The sequence below is a fragment of the Diaphorobacter sp. J5-51 genome (assembly GCF_001023515.1).
In the GTDB taxonomy this organism is placed as follows: domain Bacteria; phylum Pseudomonadota; class Gammaproteobacteria; order Burkholderiales; family Burkholderiaceae_C; genus Diaphorobacter; species Diaphorobacter nitroreducens.
In genome coordinates, this window is sequence record NZ_JSYI01000105.1 from 1 (window position 1) to 19,290 (window position 19,290).

17 protein-coding genes are annotated in these 19,290 nt (G+C 69.3%); 7 read left to right on the plus strand and 10 right to left on the minus strand.

The features are described 5' to 3' along the window. From OX89_RS13855 to OX89_RS13865, 3 genes are all read left to right on the plus strand, one after another. Positions 1-517 (plus strand): ABC transporter substrate-binding protein (locus tag OX89_RS13855; RefSeq protein WP_047351054.1); only part of this gene is annotated, 517 nt, incomplete at its 5' end. 48 nt (positions 518-565) lie between these two features. Then, entirely contained in the window at positions 566-1,450 is an 885-nt protein-coding gene (locus OX89_RS13860) for a branched-chain amino acid ABC transporter permease (protein ID WP_047351055.1), read from the plus strand. 17 nt (positions 1,451-1,467) lie between these two features. After that, entirely contained in the window at positions 1,468-2,469 is a 1,002-nt protein-coding gene (locus tag OX89_RS13865) for a branched-chain amino acid ABC transporter permease (protein ID WP_047351056.1), read from the plus strand. A 201-nt stretch (positions 2,470-2,670) separates the two neighbouring features. Here the strand turns inward: OX89_RS13865 and OX89_RS13870 are convergent, their stop codons facing one another. The 3 genes from OX89_RS13870 to OX89_RS13880 all read right to left on the minus strand — a co-directional run. Continuing rightward, the gene (locus tag OX89_RS13870) at positions 2,671-3,813 is read right to left on the minus strand and encodes a lipocalin-like domain-containing protein (RefSeq protein ID WP_047351057.1); all 1,143 of its coding nucleotides are present in this window, start codon (positions 3,811-3,813) and stop codon (positions 2,671-2,673) included. Beyond that, positions 3,813-4,904 carry a PLP-dependent cysteine synthase family protein gene (locus OX89_RS13875; RefSeq protein WP_047351058.1) on the minus strand — a complete coding sequence of 364 codons (1,092 nt, stop codon included), beginning with the start codon at positions 4,902-4,904 and terminating at the stop codon, positions 3,813-3,815. The genes OX89_RS13870 and OX89_RS13875 overlap by 1 nt, the downstream gene beginning before the upstream one ends. Before the next feature lie 9 nt (positions 4,905-4,913). Beyond that, a partial coding sequence (locus OX89_RS13880) for an ABC transporter permease (protein ID WP_234305571.1) occupies positions 4,914-7,329 on the minus strand: 2,416 nt, incomplete at its 5' end. A gap of 207 nt (positions 7,330-7,536) precedes the next feature. Between OX89_RS13880 and OX89_RS13885 the strand changes: the two genes are divergently transcribed. Further along, positions 7,537-7,965: an Hsp20/alpha crystallin family protein gene (locus OX89_RS13885; protein WP_047351059.1), complete on the plus strand. Its 429-nt coding sequence runs from the start codon at positions 7,537-7,539 to the stop codon at positions 7,963-7,965. On the opposite strand, the gene OX89_RS13890 is transcribed toward OX89_RS13885, so the two are convergent. The 3 genes from OX89_RS13890 to OX89_RS13900 are packed head-to-tail and all read right to left on the minus strand — an operon-like array spanning position 7,962 to position 10,853. Continuing rightward, a complete protein-coding gene (locus OX89_RS13890; RefSeq protein ID WP_047351060.1) occupies positions 7,962-8,639 on the minus strand; it encodes an ABC transporter ATP-binding protein in 678 nt (225 codons plus the stop codon). The genes OX89_RS13885 and OX89_RS13890 overlap by 4 nt on opposite strands. Next, positions 8,636-9,607 carry a tRNA (adenosine(37)-N6)-dimethylallyltransferase MiaA gene (miaA, locus tag OX89_RS13895; RefSeq protein ID WP_011806235.1) on the minus strand — a complete coding sequence of 324 codons (972 nt, stop codon included), beginning with the start codon at positions 9,605-9,607 and terminating at the stop codon, positions 8,636-8,638. Before miaA ends, OX89_RS13890 begins: the two co-directional genes overlap by 4 nt. Continuing rightward, entirely contained in the window at positions 9,597-10,853 is a 1,257-nt protein-coding gene (locus tag OX89_RS13900) for a multidrug effflux MFS transporter (protein ID WP_047351061.1), read from the minus strand. The genes miaA and OX89_RS13900 overlap by 11 nt, the downstream gene beginning before the upstream one ends. Before the next feature lie 144 nt (positions 10,854-10,997). Between OX89_RS13900 and OX89_RS13905 the strand changes: the two genes are divergently transcribed. Beyond that, positions 10,998-11,987, plus strand: coding sequence for a 2-hydroxyacid dehydrogenase (locus OX89_RS13905; RefSeq protein WP_047351062.1), 990 nt, complete (start codon positions 10,998-11,000; stop codon positions 11,985-11,987). Between the two features lie 7 nt (positions 11,988-11,994). Here the strand turns inward: OX89_RS13905 and OX89_RS13910 are convergent, their stop codons facing one another. From OX89_RS13910 to OX89_RS13920, 4 genes are all read right to left on the minus strand, one after another. Next, on the minus strand, positions 11,995-12,432 hold the full coding sequence (locus OX89_RS13910) for an HIT family protein (RefSeq protein WP_047351063.1): 438 nt from the start codon (positions 12,430-12,432) through the stop codon (positions 11,995-11,997). A 404-nt stretch (positions 12,433-12,836) separates the two neighbouring features. Next, positions 12,837-14,684, minus strand: a complete 1,848-nt coding sequence (locus tag OX89_RS13915; RefSeq protein WP_047351064.1) for a phosphodiesterase — start codon at positions 14,682-14,684, stop codon at positions 12,837-12,839. Positions 14,685-14,906: 222 nt separating this feature from the next. After that, complete coding sequence (locus OX89_RS18655) at positions 14,907-15,026, minus strand: hypothetical protein (RefSeq protein ID WP_369799293.1); 120 nt, start codon at positions 15,024-15,026, stop codon at positions 14,907-14,909. After that, a complete protein-coding gene (locus tag OX89_RS13920) occupies positions 14,972-16,045 on the minus strand; it encodes a porin (RefSeq protein ID WP_234305572.1) in 1,074 nt (357 codons plus the stop codon). The genes OX89_RS18655 and OX89_RS13920 overlap by 55 nt, the downstream gene beginning before the upstream one ends. 256 nt (positions 16,046-16,301) lie before the next feature. Between OX89_RS13920 and OX89_RS13925 the strand changes: the two genes are divergently transcribed. Next, positions 16,302-16,925: a Crp/Fnr family transcriptional regulator gene (locus OX89_RS13925; protein WP_047351073.1), complete on the plus strand. Its 624-nt coding sequence runs from the start codon at positions 16,302-16,304 to the stop codon at positions 16,923-16,925. 247 nt (positions 16,926-17,172) lie between these two features. Beyond that, positions 17,173-19,275 (plus strand): diguanylate cyclase, encoded by a 2,103-nt coding sequence (locus tag OX89_RS13930; RefSeq protein WP_047351065.1) that lies wholly within the window; start codon positions 17,173-17,175, stop codon positions 19,273-19,275. Positions 19,276-19,290 lie beyond the last annotated feature (15 nt).

The following is a 19,290-nucleotide window of genomic DNA, read 5'->3' on the forward strand; positions in this document are numbered from 1 at the left end:
TGTCGACATGCTATGCCTCACACACAAAATTTCTGACAAGCTCGGCATCGGCAACAGCATGAAGCTGGCCGGCCTGCTGATCTTCTTCAGCGACATCCACAGCCTGGGCCTGCGCAATACCGAAGGCCTGCAGTTCACCACCAGCTGGTACTGGGACCTGAACGACGAGACGCGCAAGTTCGCCGACAAGTTCATGGCCAAGACCAAGCGCCGCCCCACCGAGATCCAGGCTGCCGACTACTCGGCCACGATGAACTACCTGAAGGCCGTCGAGGCCGCCAAGACCACCGACGCCGACAAGGTGATGGAGGCCTGGCGCGCCATGAAGATGAACGACTTCTTCGGTTCCGGCTACCTGCGTGCCGACGGCCGCTACGTGCACGACATGTACCTCATGCAGGTGAAGTCGCCGTCCGAGTCCAAGGGCACCTGGGACTACTACAAGCTCATCAAGAAACTGCCGGGTGAACAGGTGTTCACCACCAAGGCCGAGAGCAAGTGCGCGCTGTGGAAGTGATCGCGCTGCTCTCCTGATCCGACTCCCCTACATCAGCGTTCAGTTCCCATGGAAATTTTTGGTGTTTCATTGCCGGCCATGCTGAGTCAGCTCCTCCTGGGGCTGGTCAATGGCTCGTTCTACGCGATCCTCAGTTTGGGGCTGGCCGTCATCTTCGGCCTGCTCAACGTGATCAACTTCGCGCACGGCGCACTGTTCATGCTGGGGGCGCTGATCACCTGGATGGCCATGAACTACTTTGGCATCAACTACTGGGTGATGCTGGTTGCCGCTCCGCTGATCGTGGGGGTGGTTGGCGTGATCATCGAGAAAACGATGCTGCGCTGGATCTACAAGCTCGACCACCTCTACGGCCTGCTGCTCACGCTGGGCCTGGCGATGATCATCGAGGGCGTGTTCCGCTCCATGTATGGCGTTTCCGGTCTCGGGTATGACACCCCCGAGCTGCTGGAGGGCGCCAGCAACCTCGGCTTCATGATCATGCCCAACTACCGCGCCTGGGTGGTGGTGGCCTCCATCGTGGTCTGCGTGGCCACCTGGTACGTGATCGAGAAGACCAAGCTGGGCGCCTACCTGCGCGCGGGCACCGAAAACCCGCGCCTGGTAGAAGCCTTCGGCGTCAACGTGCCGGTGATGATCACGCTCACCTACGCATTCGGCGCGGCGCTGGCGGCCTTTGCCGGCGTGCTGGCGGCGCCGGTCTATCAGGTCACGCCGCTCATGGGCCAGAACCTCATCATCGTGGTGTTCGCGGTGGTGGTGATTGGCGGCATGGGCTCCATCATGGGCTCCATCCTCACCGGGCTGGGCCTGGGCGTGATCGAAGGCTTCACCAAGGTGTTCTACCCCGAAGCCTCGTCCACCGTGGTGTTCGTCATCATGGCCATCGTTCTCCTCATTCGCCCCGCCGGCCTGTTCGGCAAAGAGAAGTGATTCCAGGGGCTGCACGCATGAACTCGAAACAACTCGCCCCCATTGGCTATGGCCTGCTCCTGCTGGGCCTGATCGCCGCACCCTTCCTGGGTGCCTACCCGGTCTTCGTGATGAAGCTGCTGTGCTTCGCACTGTTTGCCTCGGCCTTCAACCTGCTGCTGGGCTACACGGGCCTGCTGTCGTTCGGCCACGCCGCCTTCCTGGGCGGTGCGGCCTACGTGACGGGGCACTCCATCAAGGTCTGGGGCGCCACGCCCGAGATCGGGCTGCTGCTGGGCCTGCTGAGCGGCGCGCTGCTGGGCCTGGTGATGGGCTTCTTCGCCATTCGCCGCCAGGGCATCTACGCCACCATGATCACGATGGCGCTGGCGCAGATGCTGTTCTTCGCCGCGCTGCAGGCGCCCTTCACCGGCGGTGAGGACGGCCTGCAGGGCGTGCCGCGCGGCAAGCTGTTCGGCGTGCTCGACCTGTCCAGCGACCTGACCATGTACTACGTGTGCCTGATCGTGGTGGTGGTGGCCTTCCTGCTGATCGTGCGCACCATCCACTCGCCGTTCGGGCAGGTGCTCAAGGGCATCAAGGAAAACGAGCCGCGTGCCATCTCGCTGGGCTACGACACCAACCGCTTCAAGCTGCTGGCCTTCGTGATCTCGGCCGCCATCGCGGGGCTGGCCGGGGCGCTCAAGACGCTGGTGCTGGGCTTCGCCACGCTGACGGACGTGCACTGGAGCGCCTCGGGCCACGTGGTGCTGATGACGCTGGTGGGGGGCCTGGGCACGCTGAGCGGCCCGCTGGTGGGCTCGGCCGTGGTGGTGCTGCTGGAGAACAAGATCGGCGAGCTGGGCACGCTGCTCGCGCAACTCACGACCATCGACTGGTTCAACACCTTGGGCGAGTCGGTGACCATCGTCACGGGCCTGATCTTCGTGGTCTGCGTGCTGGCCTTCCGTCGCGGCATCATGGGAGAGATCATCGCCTGGCTGGAGCGCCGCCGCACGGGGGGCAGCGGCAGCCACTGACGCCCTCGTCACCGCATGCCGGCTGGGCCAAGCCCCAGGCCGGCGGCACCCTCGGCCATGCGCGGCAACCGCCCTGCATGGCCGCTTTGTTTTTGATAGCTGACGGCGCTTGTTGTGTCTAGGTTTTAGATACAAACCGGGTGGAAATGCCCAAAAGCAAAGCGCTGGCAGCTATCACATGCATAGCGACAGGCTGCGCCGTCAGCCCAGCCGCAGGCGCTGCGCATAGCCCGTCATTTCCAGATAGCCGCGCCCCACCTCGGGGCCGGCCGGTTCGCCCGCATCGCCCCGCGCCCGCGCTGCATGCAGCGCGCACAACCCTTCCCAGTAGATCGCGCCGGTGGAGCCGCGGCTGTCCAGCTCCTGCGCGTCCAGCAGCGCACGCACGATGAAGCCGCCCGCAGGCGTGTCCACGCGCCACTGCACCGGGTAGCGCGCGCCGCTGGCCGGGCTGTGCCAGTGGCGCAGCGGGGAGAACACCACGGCCTCGGACGCGAACACCTGCGCGGCGTCCGCTCCTGCGGGCCGCCAGGAACCCCCGGTCCAGAGCGTGCTGCCGTCGGCGCGCCGCAGGCGGAACGCGGTGAGTGCGGCGCCGTCGTGCAGGTTCATGCCGATCCAGTCCCAGCCCACGGCCTCGGGGTGCATCAGCGCCTCGCTCCACTCATGGTCCATCCAGGCGCGGTTGGCGGGCGCGGCCAGTGGTTGCACCGGCATGCGCCGGCCCGCGAGGGTGATGGCGCCCGTCACGGCCAACTGGGGCTGGCTGTAGTAGTAGCTGGCCTGCGCCGCGTCGGGCCCCTTGCGCGACAGGCCGGCCTGGCCCTGCAGCAGCACGGGCTGGGTGCTGGCGCAGTCCAGTTCCAGCGCAAATCCTTCTGCCTGCGCGCGCACCTCGTAGCGGCTGCCGCCCGGCGCGCTGCTGGCATGGCGCGTGAGCGACCAGTCGCGCAGGCGCACCTGCGTGTCGCCCTCCAGCGCCTGGGCAATGCCGAAGCCCGCGCGGGCAATGCGCTGGTCGTGCAATTGGCGACGGCCTTGCACGTCGGTCAGCGCCGCGTGCGCAAACACGAGCTGGCGCGCGGCGAAGGCCGACTGCATGCCCTGCGTGGCCTCCACGCGCGTGCGAAAGAAGGTGATCTGAAAGCCCCACAGTCGCTCGTCGGCCTGCGCATGGCCGGTGATGTACCACCACTCGGTGCGCAGATCGGGGTGGCTGCCGTGGTCGCGCGGGAAGGCCAGCGTGCGCGGCGCCAGGGCCCAGGCGGGAGCAGCCCAGCCGCAGGCAGCACTGCCCAGCGCGCCCTGGGCCGCGAATGCCAGCAGCGCGCGGCGCCCGATCATCAGGCCAGCAGCGCCTGCAGCCGCGCGTGCGCGGCCGCGCAGTCGCCCAGGCAGCGCTGCACCCAGGCGTCGTCATGGTAGGTGGGCAGGTAGCGCTCGCCCGCGTCGCACAGCAGCGAGAGGATCGACCCCTGCTGCCCCTGCGTGCGCATCTCCTGCGCCAGCCGCAGCATGGCGACGAAGTTGGTGCCCGTGGACGGGCCGACGCGCCGCCCCAGCAGGGTGGACAGCACGCGCATGGCGGCGACGGAGTCGTCGTCGGCCACTTCCTCCATGCGGTCCACCAGCGTGCGGATGAAGCTCGGCTCCACGCGTGGGCGGCCAATGCCTTCGATGCGCGAGCCCGGTGCGGTGAGCGTGGCGTCGCCCGTGCGGTGGTAGGCGCTGAACACCGAGCCCGCCGGGTCGGCCACGCACACCTGCGTGGCATGGCGCTGGTAGCGCACGTAGCGGCCTATGGTTGCGCTGGTGCCGCCCGTGCCCGCGCCCACCACGATCCAGCGCGGCACCGGGTGGCGCTCGCGCTGCATCTGGGTGAACATGCTCTCGGCGATGTTGTTGTTGCCGCGCCAGTCGGTGGCGCGCTCGGCGTAGGTGAACTGGTCCATGTAGTGGCCGCCCGTGTCGGCGGCGATGGCGCGCGCAGCGTCGTACACGTCGCCCGCACGCTCCACGAAGTGGCAGCGCCCGCCGTAGAACTCGATCAGCGCGATCTTCTCGGCCGATGTGCTGCGCGGCATCACCGCCACGAAGGGCAGGCCCAGCAGGCGCGCGAAATAGGCCTCGCTCACGGCGGTGGAGCCGCTCGATGCCTCCACGATGGTGGAGCCCTCGCGCACCCAGCCATTGCATAGCGCATACAGGAACAGCGAGCGCGCCAACCGGTGCTTGAGGCTACCCGTGGGATGGGTGGATTCGTCCTTCAAATACAGGTCGATGCCGGCGCTGGCGAACGCGGGCAGCGGCAGCGGGATCAGGTGGGTGTCGGCGCTGCGCTGGTAGTCGGCCTCGATGCGGGCGATGGCCTCGTGCAGCCAGCCGCTGCCGGCCGCCGGGGCGGAAAGAGAGGAGGGGGACAACATGGCCCGCATTGTCGGCGACTACCAGTCTTCCTTGACCGCCATCACCGCGTCCCGCCCCGCGGCCAGGCGGCCTGCCAGCCAGGCGGTCAGCGTGCCTACCGCCACCACGGCCAGGGCCAACGCGCCCAGGCGCGGCCAGGGAACGGCCAGGTCCATGGTCCAGTGAAAGCTCTGCGGGTTCACCACATGCACCAGCACCGCCGCCACGGCCAGGCCCAGCAGCGTGCCGGCCACCGCGCCCACGGCCGTCCAGGCCGCGCCCTCGCCGGCGACCACGGCCAGGATCTGCCGCCGCGTGAGCCCCAGGTGGGCCAGCAGCCCGAACTCCTTGCGCCGCGCCAGCACCTGCGCGCTGAAGCTGGCCGCCACGCCGAACAGCCCGATGCCGATGGCCACCGCCTGCAGCCAGTAGGTGACGGCGAAGCTGCGGTCGAAGATCGCAAGCGACCGTGCGCGGATCGCATCGGCCGAGGTGAATTCCAGTGCATCCGCCGCCGAGGCGCCCAGACTCTCGCGGGCCTGCTCCAGCACCTCGCTGCGCAGCGCGCCGGCCTCGCGGCCCGGCGCGGGCCACAGCGCCAGGTCGCTGGCGCGCGCGTCACCCGTCAGGCGCGCGAAGTCCTGCAGGTCCAGCGCGATGGCGCCGTGCTGGCGCACATAGTCGCGCCACACACCAGCTACGAAAAATGTAGCTGCTGGCGCTTTTCCAGACAGCGCTGGAGGCCTGAAAACCTCTGAAAGCCGCGGCCAGTCCGCGCCTGGGCGGGCGCCGTACAGGTCCACCACCGCCTCGCTCACATACACGCCGACGCGCCCTGGCGGCACGGGGCGCGCAGGGTCCACCAGTGGCAGAGCGCGGGCCGGGTCGCCCTCCAGCGGCCGGGCCAGCAGCGCGACGGGGGTGCGGTCGGGTGCCAGTTGCAGGCTGCTGGTGCGCAGCGCCTGCACGCGCGCCACGGCGGGCAGGCGCGCCACGGCATGGACGAAATCCGGGGGAAACACCGCGGCCTCGTCGCCGCTGGCGCCGCCGGCCGCGCGCAGGTACAGCGGCGCGGGCAGCACGCTGTCCAGCCACTGGCTGACCGAGCCGCGAAAGCTGCCCACCATCACCGTCAGCGCCACGGCCAGGCTCAGCGCCGCCACCACGCCGCCCACGGCCACGGCGGCGCTGGCGCGCATGCGGCGGGCGCGCTCCAGCGCCAGCAGGGCCAGGGCATGGCCCGCCGCCAGCGGCTGCAGCCGCGCCAGCAGCGCCTGCACCAGCCAGGGCAGCAGGGCAATGCCGCCGATCAGCAGCAGGCCCACCGCCACGTAGGCCGCCAGCGGTATGCCAAGAATTGGCGGAAGCTTTGCCAGTAAAGCGCTAGCAGCTATCAAAACAAGACCGATCCAGGCGCGCGCGCCGCGCCCGGCCTGCGCACCCAGGCCCTTGAGGGTCTGCGCCGGCGGCAGGTGCTGTGCATGGCGCGCGGGCCACCAGCCGCCGATCAGCGCGGCCGCTACGCCCAGCAGGCCGTAGAGGAGCGCCGCCGGTGTACTCCACTGCAGCGCAGGTTGTGCGCCGGTGAAGTAGCCGCCGCCCAGGTCGCCACCCAGCAGGGTGAGCGCCAGCGCCGCCAGCGCCGTGCCCAGGGCGATGCCGGCCACGCTGCCGATGAGGCCCAGCGCGCAGGATTCCAGCAGCACCAGCGCCTGGCGCTCGCGCGGCGTGGTGCCCAGCACGGCCAGCAGCGCGAACTGCGGCGCGCGCTGCGCCACGCTGAGCGCCAGCACCGAATACACCAGGAAGCCCCCGGTGAACAGCGCCACCAGCGCCAGCACCGTGAGGTTGACGCGGTACGCGCGCGAGAGGCTGTCCACCCGCTGTACATCGTCCTGCGGCGCGGCGAACTGCACGCCCGCCGGCCAGCCGGGCAGGGCGGCCAGCGCCTGCTGCACGCTGGCGGGCGTGCTGCCGGGCTGCAGCCGCAGGTCGATGCGGGTGAGTTGCCCCGCGCGGCCGAACAGATCCTGCGCCGCACCAATGTCCATCACCGCCAGGGGCGCGCCGCCCGCAGCCACCGTGCCCGCCACGCGCACGGGGTGCGCCGCCAGGCCTGCCTGCAGTGTGATGGCCGGGGTGTGCGCGTCGATGGCGCCCAGGCCCAGCGCCTGTTGCGCCGCAGGGTTGAGGAACACGCTGGCGGGCGCCAGCATGGCCAGGCGGTCGGCGCCGTCGTAGGCACGCGGCGCCAGGGCCGGCGCCATGGCGGGCAGCAGCAGCGCATCGGCGCCCAGCACGCGCAGCGCCACGGGTGTCTGGCCGCGGGTCGCGGACGCCCGTACCGGCACTTCCAGCCACGGGCTGGCCAGGCGCACCTGCGGCTGGCGGGCAACCTCGCCATAGAGCGATTCGGGCAGCGCGCCGCGTGTGGCGCGAAGTTCCAGGTCGGGCNGAAGGTGCGCAGCAGGGCGGTCAGCATGCCGCGATTGTGCGGCCCGCGGCGCATGGAGTTGCGCTGCATCAAATTCAAACGTGCGGGGGTTCTTGAACCGCGGCGCGACAGCGCCTATATGGCCTGAAGACGGCGGGGGATGACCTCGCCGGATGGATGGCCCGTGCGGGCCGCTTCACCTTGTTCTCGAAAGAAGGAGTTTCATCATGAATTCACTGGTCACCCGTGGCAGCTTGTTTGACGATTTCTTCAAGGACTTTGCGCCGGGCTTCTATGTCCGCCCGTTGCACGGCGATGGGCTGCCCACGCCGTCGCAGATCAAGATCGATGTGAAGGAGGATGACGCCGCCTACACCGTGCAGGCGGAAGTGCCGGGCGTACCCAAGGAAGACATCAATGTCTCCATCGACGGCAACGTGGTCAGCCTGCGTGCCGAAGTGCGCCAGCATGACGAGAAGAAGGAGGGCGAAAAGGTGCTGCGCAGCGAGCGCTACTATGGTGCCGTGGCTCGCAGCTTCCAATTGCCTGTGGATGTGGATGCGACCCAGGCCAAGGCCAAATACGACAACGGCGTGCTCACGCTCACCTTGCCCAAGAAGCAGGGCAACAAGACGCAGCGCCTGATGATCGACTAAGCAGTTCCTGCCGGGCGGATGCCCTGTGCCGTGAGGCGCAGCGCCCGGTCCGCCCGCGCCGCGGCGGCCTGCGAATGGGTCACCAGCACCAATGCGGCGCCGTGCTCGCGGGTCTGGGCGATGAGCAGATCCATGACCAGCGCCGCCGTGGTGGGGTCCAGGTTGCCCGTCGGCTCATCGGCCAGCAGCAGAGCGGGGCGGTGCACCAGCGCGCGGGCAATGGCCACGCGCTGCAGCTGTCCCCCGCTGAGTTCCTGCGGCAGCCGCTCGCCCAGGCCTTCCAGGCCCACGGCGGCCAGCATGTGCTGCACGCGCTGCGCATCTGGGCGGTTGAGCAACATCAGCGGCAGGCCCACGTTCTGCGCCACGTCCAGATGCGGCAACACATGGAAGGCCTGGAACACGAACCCCACGTGGGCGCGACGCCACAGAGCGCGCTGCGTGTCGTCCAACTGCCCCAGATCTACGCCCTCGTGCAGCACCTGACCGGCATCCCAATGGTCCAGCCCCGCCAAGCAGTTGAGCAGCGTGGACTTGCCCACGCCCGAGTCGCCAACGATGGCGACGAACTCTCCGCGCTGCACCTGCAGATCCACGCCCTCGAACACCGCCTGCCCGCCGTAGCGCTTGGCAAGGCCGCGCACCTGCAGCAGGGACGTGGGTTGGGGGCTCATGCGCTGCCACCCCACACGCGCGCGCGCACGGCCTGCACCAGTTGCGCAGTGGCGTCGGGCGCGTCGCAGGCGATCGAATGGCGCTGGGGCATGCTGCGCAGCCAGGTGATCTGGCGCTTGGCCAACTGGCGCGTGGCGGCGATGCCGCGCTCCGGCAGGCTGCTCATCGGGTAGAGGCCGTCCAGTGACTCCCACGCCTGGCGGTAGCCCACGCAGCGCATGCTGGGCAGCTCGGCGTGCAGGTCGCCGCGCGCACGCAGGCGCAGGACTTCGTCCAGAAAGCCGGCGGCCAGCATGGCGTGAAAGCGCTCGGCAATGCGCCCATGCAGCCAAGCGCGGTCGTGTGGTTCCAAGGAAAAAAGGCTTGCAGCGCTCATCGGGCGGTCGCTGGCTGCTACGGTTTTGGTCGTGTGAAAGCTCGACAGCGGCCGGCCCGAGACATGCCACACCTCCAGTGCGCGCTGGATGCGCTGGCTGTCGCCGGGTGCCAGGCGCGCGGCGGTCGGCGGGTCCACGCGCGCCAGTTCGGCATGCATGCCGCTCCAGCCGATGGCGGCGGCCTGGGCCTCCAGGCGCGCGCGCACGGCGGCGTCGGCGGGCGGCATGTCGTCGATGCCGTCAAACAGCGCCTTGAAGTACAGCATGGTGCCGCCCACCAGCAGCGGTAGCGCGCCGCGCGCGCGGATCTCGCCGATCAGGCGCGTGGCGTCCTGCACGAACTCGGCCGCGCTGTAGGCCTGCAGCGGGTCGCGGATGTCGATCAGGTGGTGCGGCACGCGCGCCTGCTCGGCGGGCGTGGGCTTGGCGGTGCCGATGTCCATGCCGCGGTACACCAGTGCCGAGTCCACGCTGATGATCTCCACCGGCAGGCGGGGGGCGAGCGCGTCGGCAATGGCAAACGCCGCTGCCGTCTTGCCCGAGGCCGTGGGCCCGGCCAGTGCGAGCGCGGGGATGTGGTCAGCGGGCATGGGCAACCTCCTGCGGGGCATGGCGCTGCACCAGCGTCCAGGCAATGGCGGCCAGCAGCAGCGACCACAGGGCCACGCCTTGCACCAGCGGCCACACGCTGCCGTCCAGCGCCCCGCCCAGCCACTGGCCGATGGCGAAGCCCGCCAGCATCATCATGAAACCATTGAGCGCCGAGGCCATGCCCGCCGCCTGCGGGAACGGGCCCACCGCGCCCGACTGCCCGCAGGGCTGGTGGATGCCGTGGCCCACCATGTAGAGGTAGAACGGCGGCAGCAGCGCGGCCACGCTATGCCAGCCCAGTGCGGCGGCGAGCAACATCAGCAGGCCGCCGCTGGCCGACAGCGCGCCGGCGATGGCGACCGTGCGCTTGAGGCCCTGGCGCGCCAGCAGCCGCCGGCACAGCAGCGTGCCCAGCAGGTACGCCACGGCCGTGGACAGCAGCGCCAGCCCGTACTGCGTGCGCGAAATGCCCAGCACGTCGAGATAGACAAAGGACGAAGCAGCCAGGAAGGTGAACAGCCCGCCATAGCTGGCCGTGGTGAGCAGCGAGAACGCCCAGAACGCGGGCGTGCGCAATACCTGCGCCGCGGTGCCTGCCAGCATGGCGGGGCGCAGGGCGTGCGGGTTGCGCTGGTGCAGCGTCTCGGGCATGCGCATCGCCACCAGCGCCAGCGTGCCCATGGCGTAGCCGGTGAGCGCCAGCAGTGCCGCGCGCCAGTTGAACCATTCGGTCAGCAGCCCGCCCAGCGGCGCGCACAGGCAGGCCACGAGCCCCAAGCCGGTCAGCGCCTTGGACATGGCGCGTGCGCCCGCCAGCGGCGTGTACAGGTCGCGCACGATGGCGCGCGCGCACATCACCACGGCGCCCATGGCGACGCCCTGGGCCGTGCGCCAGGCAATGAGCACCGCCATGGACGGCGCCAGCGCCGCGCCCACCGCCGCCAGCGTGTACATCGCCAGCCCGGCGAGCAGCACCGGCCGGCGGCCGAATCGGTCGGACAGCGGCCCCCATGCCAGTTGCGAGCAGCCAAAGGCCAGCAGCAGCGCGGACAGCGTGAGTTGGCCTGCGGCCACGGGTGCGTTCAGGCTGCGCGTGAGCGCGGGCAGGGCGGGCAGGTACAGATCGGTGGTGACGGGCTGGATGCTCAGCAGCAGGGCCAGCACCAGGATGGCCAGGCCGGGAGGCACAGGCACGGGTACCGCAGGCGCCTGCTGCGGGCCGATGGCGGCGGACGGGACGGACATGATGCGCGCGAGGGTAGCAGAGTCGATGGCGCGAAAGACCCAAGGCCCCGCACCCCCGCCGGGGCTTGGATCGGTGCGCAGGGCAGGCCCAACGCATTTGGATGAAAATGGCCTGTACCGCCCTATGGACAAGCGCGAGCAGCTATGAAAAACATAGTCCACTGCGCGCATTCAGCTTCGAGCAACGCCGTGACCTCCACCACCCGCATTCCCTTGCTTATCCTCAACGGCATGACGCCGCAGCACCTGGACCAGATCGGCCAGCGTTTTGACGTCTGCTATGCCCCCACGCCCGACGCGCGCGCCCAGGCCATCGCACAGCAGGGCGCGCGCTTCAGGGCGGTGCTGACCATCGGCGCCGTCGGTCTCACGGCGCAGGAGATCGCCGCCATGCCCGCGCTGGAGCTGGTGTGTGCCCTCGGCGCGGGCTACGAGAACGTGGCGCTGGACGCCGCCCGCGCGCGCGGCATTGCGTTGGCCAACGGCGCGGGCACCAACGACGACTGCGTGGCCGACCATGCGTTCGGGCTGCTGATTGCCATCGTGCGCGGCATGCGCACCCTGGACCAGCAGTGCCGCGCCGGCGTGTGGCGCGACGCGATCGGCCTGCCGCCCAATGTCTCGCGCAAGCGGCTGGGCATCTTCGGGCTGGGCACCATCGGCCACAAGATCGCGCGCCGCGCCGCAGGCTTTGACATGGAGATCGGCTACCACAACCGCAGCCCGCGCGCGGAGGTGCCGCACCGCTACTTCCCCAGCCTGCAGGAGCTGGCCGCCTGGTGCGACGTGCTGGTGTGCGCCACGCCGGGCGGGGCGTCCACGCGCCACCGCGTCAATGCCGAGGTGCTGCAGGCGCTGGGCCCGCAGGGCTACCTGGTGAACATCGCGCGGGGCAGCGTGGTGGACACGCAGGCCCTGGCGACCGCGCTGCGCGAGCGCCGCATTGCCGGCGCGGGGCTGGATGTGTACGAGAGCGAGCCCGCGCCGCCGCAGGAGCTGGTGGGCCTGGACAACGTGCTGCTCACCCCGCACGTGGCCGGCTGGTCGCCCGAGGCCGTGCAGGCCAGCGTGGACCGCTTCCTGGCCAACGCCGAGGGCCACTTTGCGGGGCGCGGCGTGGTCTCGCCGATCTGACCGCGGACTACAGCGCCGCGCGCAGGCGCTCGGCATAACCGGCCAGCACGGCGGCTGGCGGCTCCTTGCGTGGCCAGGTGAAGGTGATGCCGTCGTCCTCATGGCGCGGCACCACGTGCAGGTGCACATGCGCCACCGTCTGCCCGCCCAGCGCGCCATTGGCCTGCAGCAGCGTGAGCCCCGGCGGGTCGAACGCGGTGCGCACCGCCAGCGCGACGCGGCGCGCGGTCTGCATCAGCGCCGCGGCCTCTTCGGGGGTCGTGTCGAGCAAGGTGGCTGCATGCCGTTTGGTCGCGACGAGGACATGGCCCGGCGTGACCTGGCCGATGTCCATGAAGGCGATCGTGAGCGCGTCCTCATAGACCTTGGCACTGGGGATCTCGCCGGCCACCAGCCGGCAGAAGATGCATTGGCCGGGCGGCGAGGTGTCAACGAACATGGGCACGGGCGGTCTCTCCTGTAGGTTGGAATATCCAGGTTGGCCGCGGATGGGGATGCGGCGACTCTGTCGCGCTGGAGTGTAAGGACCTAGGGCCTGTTCACACTATTTTTGCCAGATGCGTTGCGATCAAAAAGGGCCAGGCGCAAGGCGCCAAACGAAGCTGGGGTGCTACCCCAGCGAGGCTTGGCAACGCCGCGAATGGCCCTTTTTGATCGCAACCCGGAGGGAACGGAGTGAAAACCGCGCCATTCGTCGTTGCCCTCCTAGCCAAGGCCCCGGCCTTGGCGTCGTCACGCGCCTAGATTGGCGCGGTTTTCACGCCATTCGCACTGGCAAAAATAGTGTGAACAGGCCCTAGTGCACGCCGGCCCGGGCCCGCGGCGCGGCGCGCGCCGCATCGATGGTCGTCAAGGGCGATTGCAGGCAGACCAGCCGCCTGGGCCGGCGTCGCGCCAGGCGATGCCCGCGTGCGACTGCTTGGCATCGCGCTTGGCCAGCGCCGCGAGGTTGGCCACCTCTTCGGCATGCTCCATGCTGCCCGGCGACACGCGCACCGCGCCGATCGACAGCGTGGTGCAGCGAAAGAAACGGTTCACGCCATGCCGGTCCTCGGCCCAGATGCCGCCTTCTTGGCGCGCGGATTCATCGAACAGGGCGATGGCCTCGCGCGCGAACGAGTCCACGATGCGCTGGCAGCGCGCCAGCCAGTCGCTGCTCTGGAACAGCAGCATGAAGTCGTCACCGCCCACATGGCCCACGAAGTCGGCCCGCGGGTCGCAGTGCGTCAGCGCCAGCCGCGCCACCAAGCGGATCATCTGGTCGCCGCGCCAATAGCCGTAGTGGTCGTTGAAGGGCTTGAAGTGGTTCAGGTCGGCGTAGCAGGCGACGAAGGCCGCGCGGTGGTCCAGCAGGCGCTGCATGTGCAGGCTGATGGGGATGTTGCCGGGCAGGAAGGTGAGGGGGTTGGCGTGGCGCGCGGCCTCGATGCGCGCTTCGGTCACGCCGCGCACCAGTTGCTCGCCGGTGCCCAGGCCCGCGTAGCGCCCGTTGTCGGTGACGATGAAACCGTCGTTGAGGTAGCGCTGGTCCTGCGAGGTGAGGATGCCCACCAGATGCTCCACGTCGCAGTCCATCTCCACCACGCGCGGCGACGTACTGGCGAACGCCATGCAGGGCTTGCGGCCGTGCACCTCGCGAAAGTACAGCGTGGCGTAGTGGTTCATGAACTCTTGGCGGTTGATGAGCGCCACGGGGCGTTCGCCCTCCAGCACCGCAATGGCGTGCAGATCGCCATGCGTGCGAAACAGCTCGGCCACCGCGTCGTTGCTGGTGCAGGGCGTGACGGTGGGCGCCTGCGCCATGAGCAGGTTGCGCAGGATGCCCGGGCGCATGGGCTGGCCGCCGTGCGGCAGCACGGCCACGCGGCGGTCCCGCAGCACGGACAGCGCGGGCGGCTCGATCGCCAGGCGAGCGGTACGCGCGGGCCGGCCCAGCAGGTAGCCCTGGCCGTAGGAAATATCGAGGTCGCGCAGCGCGCGCAGCTCGTCGCTGGTCTCGATGCCTTCGGCCACCAGCGTGGTGCCGAACACTTCGGCAATGCCGCGGATCGCCTGCAGCATCTGCAGCTTCTCGGGGTGCTGGCCGATGTCGCGCGTGAAGTACTTGTCGATCTTCACGAAGTCGGGGCGCACCTCCGACCACAGGCGCAGGCTGGAATGGCCGTCGCCGAAGTCGTCCAGCGCCAGGCGCATGCCACTGGCGTGCACCTGGCGCAGTGCGTCGCGCAGCGGCACCAGGTCGTGCACGCGCTCGTGCTCGGTGATCTCCAGCACCACCATGTGCGGCGCCACGCCCAGCCGACGCACCACGTGGGCCAGAGGCTCCGCGCCGCACAGCCCGACGCCCCAGACCAGCGCGTCGGCGCTGATGTTCACGAACAGCCGGCCCGGCGTGGCCTGCTGGCCCCATTGGGTGAGTGCCTGCGCGACGCACAGCAGTTCGAAGTCGTGCAGCAGGTCTTCGGCGCGTGCCTGGGCCAGCAAGGCGTCGGGCGAATGCAGCGGCGAGTTTTCCGGGCCGCGGATCAGCGCCTCGTGTGAATAGATGTTCCCCTCGCGCAGATCGGCCAGGGGCTGGAATACGCAGTGCAGCCCACCCGCGCGCAGCAGCCGCGCCAGCGGCCCTTCGCCCCGCCGCACCCTGGGTGACAGCGAAGGCAGCAGTGCGCGCAGAGACAGCCGCGGAGCATCAGGCATCGGTAGCAATTGGTAACTGTTAAAAGGGGAGCGTAGGCCTTCCGGGTGACAGGCCCGTGACGCGCATGCGCCTGGCAAGGGCGATGGCTGGTATTGAATTGATAGCTGCCGGCGCTCTTTTCGTAAGCGCCAGGGCCACTTTTCATTGGTATTTGCAGGCGAAAAAAAAGCACGCGGCGCCATGCGCCGCGTGCCGTGCAGTGGCCGACAGGGCCGGCTTCGTCAGAACCGGTGGCGGATGCCCACGCCGAAGCTGTTGCCCGTGGACTGGTTGGTGATCTTGTCGTTCATGTACATCGCGTACACGTCCGTGCGCTTGGACAGGTTGTAGTCATAGCCCAGCGTGAAGGTTTTGCGATCCAGGCGAAGCTGTTGCCCGTGGACTGGTTGGTGATCTTGTCGTTCATGTACATCGCGTACACGTCCGTGCGCTTGGACAGGTTGTAGTCATAGCCCAGCGTGAAGGTTTTGCGGTCCAGGTCCGAGTCCGTCAGCTCGGTCTTGACCCAGGAAGCCAACAGGCTGCCGCCGCCCAGCGGGGCCGATGCGCCGACCTGCATCGTCTTGGCCTTGCCGGGGCTGTTGTCGGCCTTGGTCTGGCCGTAGCTCAGGTACGGCTTCACGACGTTGAAATCGTAGGCCGCGGCCAGCATCCAGTCCTTCTTGGTCGTGCCCAGGTAGGTGCCCTGGCCGGGGTTGCTGATCTGGTCGCGCTCGTAGTAGCCAGTCAGCGTCAGCGGGCCGCCGAAGTAGAAGAAATTAGCGCCGACGTTCTTCTTGCCGTTATCGCCCGGCAGTTCGCCGAACTGGTACTGCAGGTTGGCCTTGAAGCCGCCGATGTCGGGCGTGCTGTAGGCGATCTGGTTGCTCCAGCCTGTGTCGGACGGGGTGGTGGCCTGCCAGCCGGAGGCGTTGAACAGCGGCACGTTCTTGTGCAGGATCAGCGGCGAGAACGTGAACGAGTCGCCCAGCGGGTTGCCCACCACGGACGGCAGGAAGTTGGGTGCCATCCAGCGGCCCAGCAGCACGGAGCCAAAACTGCCCGACAGGCTCACGTTGGCGTCGCGCGAGAAAAACGTATCGCCCGGAAAGCGGCCCTGGGTGCCGGCATCCACCTGGATGAACGAGGTGAGCTGGAAGTTGGCCTTCAAGCCGCCGCCCAGGTCTTCGGAGCCGGTGAAGCCGAACCACGAGGTGGTCATGCCACCGCTATTGACCACCGAGCGGCGGTCGGCGTCGCCGGCCATCTTCATGGAGCCGACGTAGACGTCGGTCAGACCCGAAAGCGTGACGGAGGTCTGGGCGTGCGCCGTGGCCGCGCACAGCGTGGCGGCGGCAATAGCGATCAAATGGCGGTACATGGGTTCTCCTCTGTAGGGCGAGGATGCGCGGCTGGCGCAGGGGTTGTTATGACGGTTTCGTGTCAGGCAGCTGATTGTGGTCAAGCAAACATCATGCCGCCAGCTTTTTTCGTGTTTTTGCAACACTGTGAACGCAAGTTGTTGCGCCCGGACCCGCCGGAACGGCGCGTGAGGCGGCCCGGCACGCCGGCGGTTGCACGTTCACTTTTGATTTCGCTCAAAGCAGGACGGGCGGTGCGCCGGCACAGTGGCGGTCATGTTCCCCCTACCGTCCTCCGACCAGTCCGCACAGATCGAGGTGGCCACCGCGGGCGAGGTGCTGCGTGAGCGCCACCAACAACCTGCGTCCGTGCTCTACCTTGACAGTGGCCGCGTGCTGCTGGGCGTGCGCGAGGACGGCGTGATGCGCCACCAGCTTGGTGTCGTCGAAGGGCCGTTCTGGCTCGACGCCGCCACCGCGCTGCTGGAGCAGCCCTGCGCCGTTGACATGGTGGCGGACACCCGCGTGCAGTTGCGCCGGCTGCCGCTGGAGGACTTCAAGCGCACCTTTGATGAGTTGCCCGTGGGCGCACAGGCGCTGCTGCGCGACATGGCCACCGGTTACTGCCAACAGACGGAACTGGCCGTGAGCCGCCTGGCCCAGGACGCAGAAGCCCGCTGCGCCCAGTGGCTGCTGCGCCATGCGCAAAACAGCGAAGACGGCGGCTTGCGCGTCACGCTGCACCAGCGCAAGCGCCTGATTGCAGCGCAGTTGGGCATTGCGCCCGAGACGCTCTCGCGTGTGCTGCGCCATCTGCGCGAGCACGGCCTGATCGCTGGCACGGGCAACGTGCTGAGCCTGCCGCAGCCCCGCGCGCTGCAGATGGTGGCCGGCGCCTGAGCACACGCTGGGCACTCCGCCCGATGGGGCCGCTGCGGCGGCCCTTTTGCATCCAGTTGTTACCACTCTCTACCTGAAGGCCTGAGGCGTCAGGGTTTTTCCCGCGCCGTCACAGGGTTCCACCCAGTCTGGAGCTGGGGGTGCCTGCGTATATTGGTTCGAGCCTCTGGTGAGGCAGTCCCCCTACGACCATGGTTCGCGCCTTCCACGATCCTCTCGTTTCGGGCGCTTCGAACGCGGAGCGCCCATGACACCGCCCGAGCATGTTGCCGCGTGGGAAGACGTGGCGCCCGAGCGGGAGCCTGAAGGCTTCGCATGGCTGCCCGGTCCGCTGGTGGGCAAGCTGCTGGCGGTGGCGGCGCTGGCCATCGTGCTCTCCGCAATGCTCACCGTGTGGGTGCTGTCGCGCGCCGCGGGCCAGGAGGTCATGCAGCGCCTGGTCAGCCAGCAGAACGACGAGGTGGAACTGGTGGCGCGGTTGCTGGCCAGCAAGATCGAGCAGAGCCAGAAGGTGCTTGCCACCGTGGCCGAGGGCATTACCCCCGAGCTGTTGGAGTCCCCCGCGTCGCTGGAATGGCTGCTGCAGCAGGGCCTGCCGGCCGTGCGCTTCTTCGACGCCATCCAGGTTGCGCGCAAGGACGGCAACCTCGCCATCAACCTGCGCTATGGCAAGCTGGAAAAGGCCTCGGGTCTGGACCCGGGCGAGCGCGATTACCTCGTGCGCACGCTGCTGGACGGCAAGCCGCTGGTGTCAGGCCTCATCGGCGCCACGCCGGCCGAGGCGCGCGTGATGTTCACCATGCCGCTGCTGCGGGGGGAGGGGCGCGTCATCGGGGCCGTGGCGGGCGTGCTGCGGCTGCAATCGCAGGGACTGCTGCCGCATTCCCTGGCGCTGCCTGCGCGCAGCGACTCGCAGCTGGTGGTGTTCACGCGCGACGGGGTGATCCTGGCGCACCCCAATATGGAGCGCGTGCTGGGCCAGGTGGCCGACGAGCCCGGCCTGGGCGAGGCCTATGCGCGCTGGCGCCGCGCGGACGATGCCCCGCTGGCCGGGCGCGCACAAACCACCGTGCAGGCGGACCACGTGGTGAGCTTGGCCAGCGTGCCCATGCCGCAATGGGTGGTGGCCCGGGTGAGCGCTTCGCAGGCCGTGCTGGCGCCAATGCAGGGTGTCCAGCGCCGGGCCTGGGCGCTCGCGGCCGCGGCCACGGCGCTGGTGGCCCTGTTGGCGCTGGGCGCCATGCTGTGGATCGCGCGCCCGCTGATCTTGCTGCGCCAGCGTGCCCGAGCGCTGATGGACGCGGAGGCCGCTGGTGCGCCGGCGGGCGGGTCCGCCGGGCATGACGGCCCATGGCCGCACAGCCCTGGCGAGGTGGACGATGTGGTGCGCGTCTGCACCCGGCTGCTGGAACACCGGCGGCTGCAACAGCGCGGGTCGGAAGCGTCGGCGCGCCAGCTGCGTGCGGTGCTGGCGCACGTGCCGCTGGGCATCGTCGTCAGCCGCGACGAGCAGGTGGAGGTCGTGAGCCAGCAGGCCGGCCGCATGCTGGGCTATGCGCCGGCGCAGCTCCAGGGGCGCCGGCTGACGGATCTGCTGGCCTCGCCGCCCGGCGCAGCGGATGTGGCCCAGCAGGTGCGTGCGCGGTTTACGGCCCACGGCAGCTTCGATGGCGAACTGCCGCTGCTGCGCAAGGACGGCAGCACGCTGTGGGTGCGGGCGCAGGGGCAACTGGTGGAGCCCGGCGTGCCGTCCAGCGGCCTGGTGTGGACGCTGGAAGACTTCACTGCGGAGCGTGCAGCGCGCCAGCAGCAGTCCTGGGAGCGCGCCCACGATCCCTTGACCCAACTGCTCAACCGTGCGGAGTTTGAGTTGCGCCTGCAGATGCTGCTGGATGCGCGTGCTGCGCGGGGCCCGCGGGGTGTGCCGGAAGAAGACGGCGGGGTGCTGCTGTTCATGGACCTGGACCATTTCACCGTGGTCAACGACGTTGCCGGCCATGATGCGGGCGATGACGTACTGCGCCATCTGGCACGTCTGCTCGAATCGGAAGTGCGGCACAACGGCTGGGCTGCGCGCGTGGGCGGCGATGAGTTCGCCATCGTGCTGCCCGGCAGCTCCTTGGCGCGCGGGCAGGCCGTGGCCGAGCAGTTACGCGCCGCCGTGCAGGCGTGGGAGCCCGCATATGGCGGGCGCAGCTTCACCCTGGGCCTGAGCGTGGGGCTGGTCCCGCTGGCGCCCGGTGCGCACGGTGTGGCGGCGCTGCTTTATGCCGCCGACATGGCCTGCTACCAGGCCAAGCGCGCCGGGCGCAACCGCATCGCCGTAGGCAGCGTGCAGGTACCGGCCTGAACGGCTCGGCTGGCA

Bases quoted from the DNA above. Each gene is read 5' to 3' on its own strand.
- OX89_RS13920 (WP_234305572.1), bottom strand. From the start codon at position 16,045: ATGTACCGCCATTTGATCGCTATTGCCGCCGCCACGCTGTGCGCGGCC.
- OX89_RS13915 (WP_047351064.1), bottom strand. From the start codon at position 14,684: ATGCCTGATGCTCCGCGGCTGTCTCTGCGCGCACTGCTGCCTTCGCTG.
- OX89_RS13885 (WP_047351059.1), top strand. From the start codon at position 7,537: ATGAATTCACTGGTCACCCGTGGCAGCTTGTTTGACGATTTCTTCAAG.
- OX89_RS13905 (WP_047351062.1), top strand. From the start codon at position 10,998: ATGAAAAACATAGTCCACTGCGCGCATTCAGCTTCGAGCAACGCCGTG.
- OX89_RS13865 (WP_047351056.1), top strand. From the start codon at position 1,468: ATGAACTCGAAACAACTCGCCCCCATTGGCTATGGCCTGCTCCTGCTG.
- OX89_RS13925 (WP_047351073.1), top strand. From the start codon at position 16,302: ATGTTCCCCCTACCGTCCTCCGACCAGTCCGCACAGATCGAGGTGGCC.
- OX89_RS13900 (WP_047351061.1), bottom strand. From the start codon at position 10,853: ATGTCCGTCCCGTCCGCCGCCATCGGCCCGCAGCAGGCGCCTGCGGTA.
- OX89_RS13875 (WP_047351058.1), bottom strand. From the start codon at position 4,904: ATGCGGGCCATGTTGTCCCCCTCCTCTCTTTCCGCCCCGGCGGCCGGC.
- OX89_RS13860 (WP_047351055.1), top strand. From the start codon at position 566: ATGGAAATTTTTGGTGTTTCATTGCCGGCCATGCTGAGTCAGCTCCTC.
- OX89_RS13930 (WP_047351065.1), top strand. From the start codon at position 17,173: ATGACACCGCCCGAGCATGTTGCCGCGTGGGAAGACGTGGCGCCCGAG.
- miaA (WP_011806235.1), bottom strand. From the start codon at position 9,607: ATGCCCGCTGACCACATCCCCGCGCTCGCACTGGCCGGGCCCACGGCC.
- OX89_RS13890 (WP_047351060.1), bottom strand. From the start codon at position 8,639: ATGAGCCCCCAACCCACGTCCCTGCTGCAGGTGCGCGGCCTTGCCAAG.
- OX89_RS13870 (WP_047351057.1), bottom strand. From the start codon at position 3,813: ATGATCGGGCGCCGCGCGCTGCTGGCATTCGCGGCCCAGGGCGCGCTG.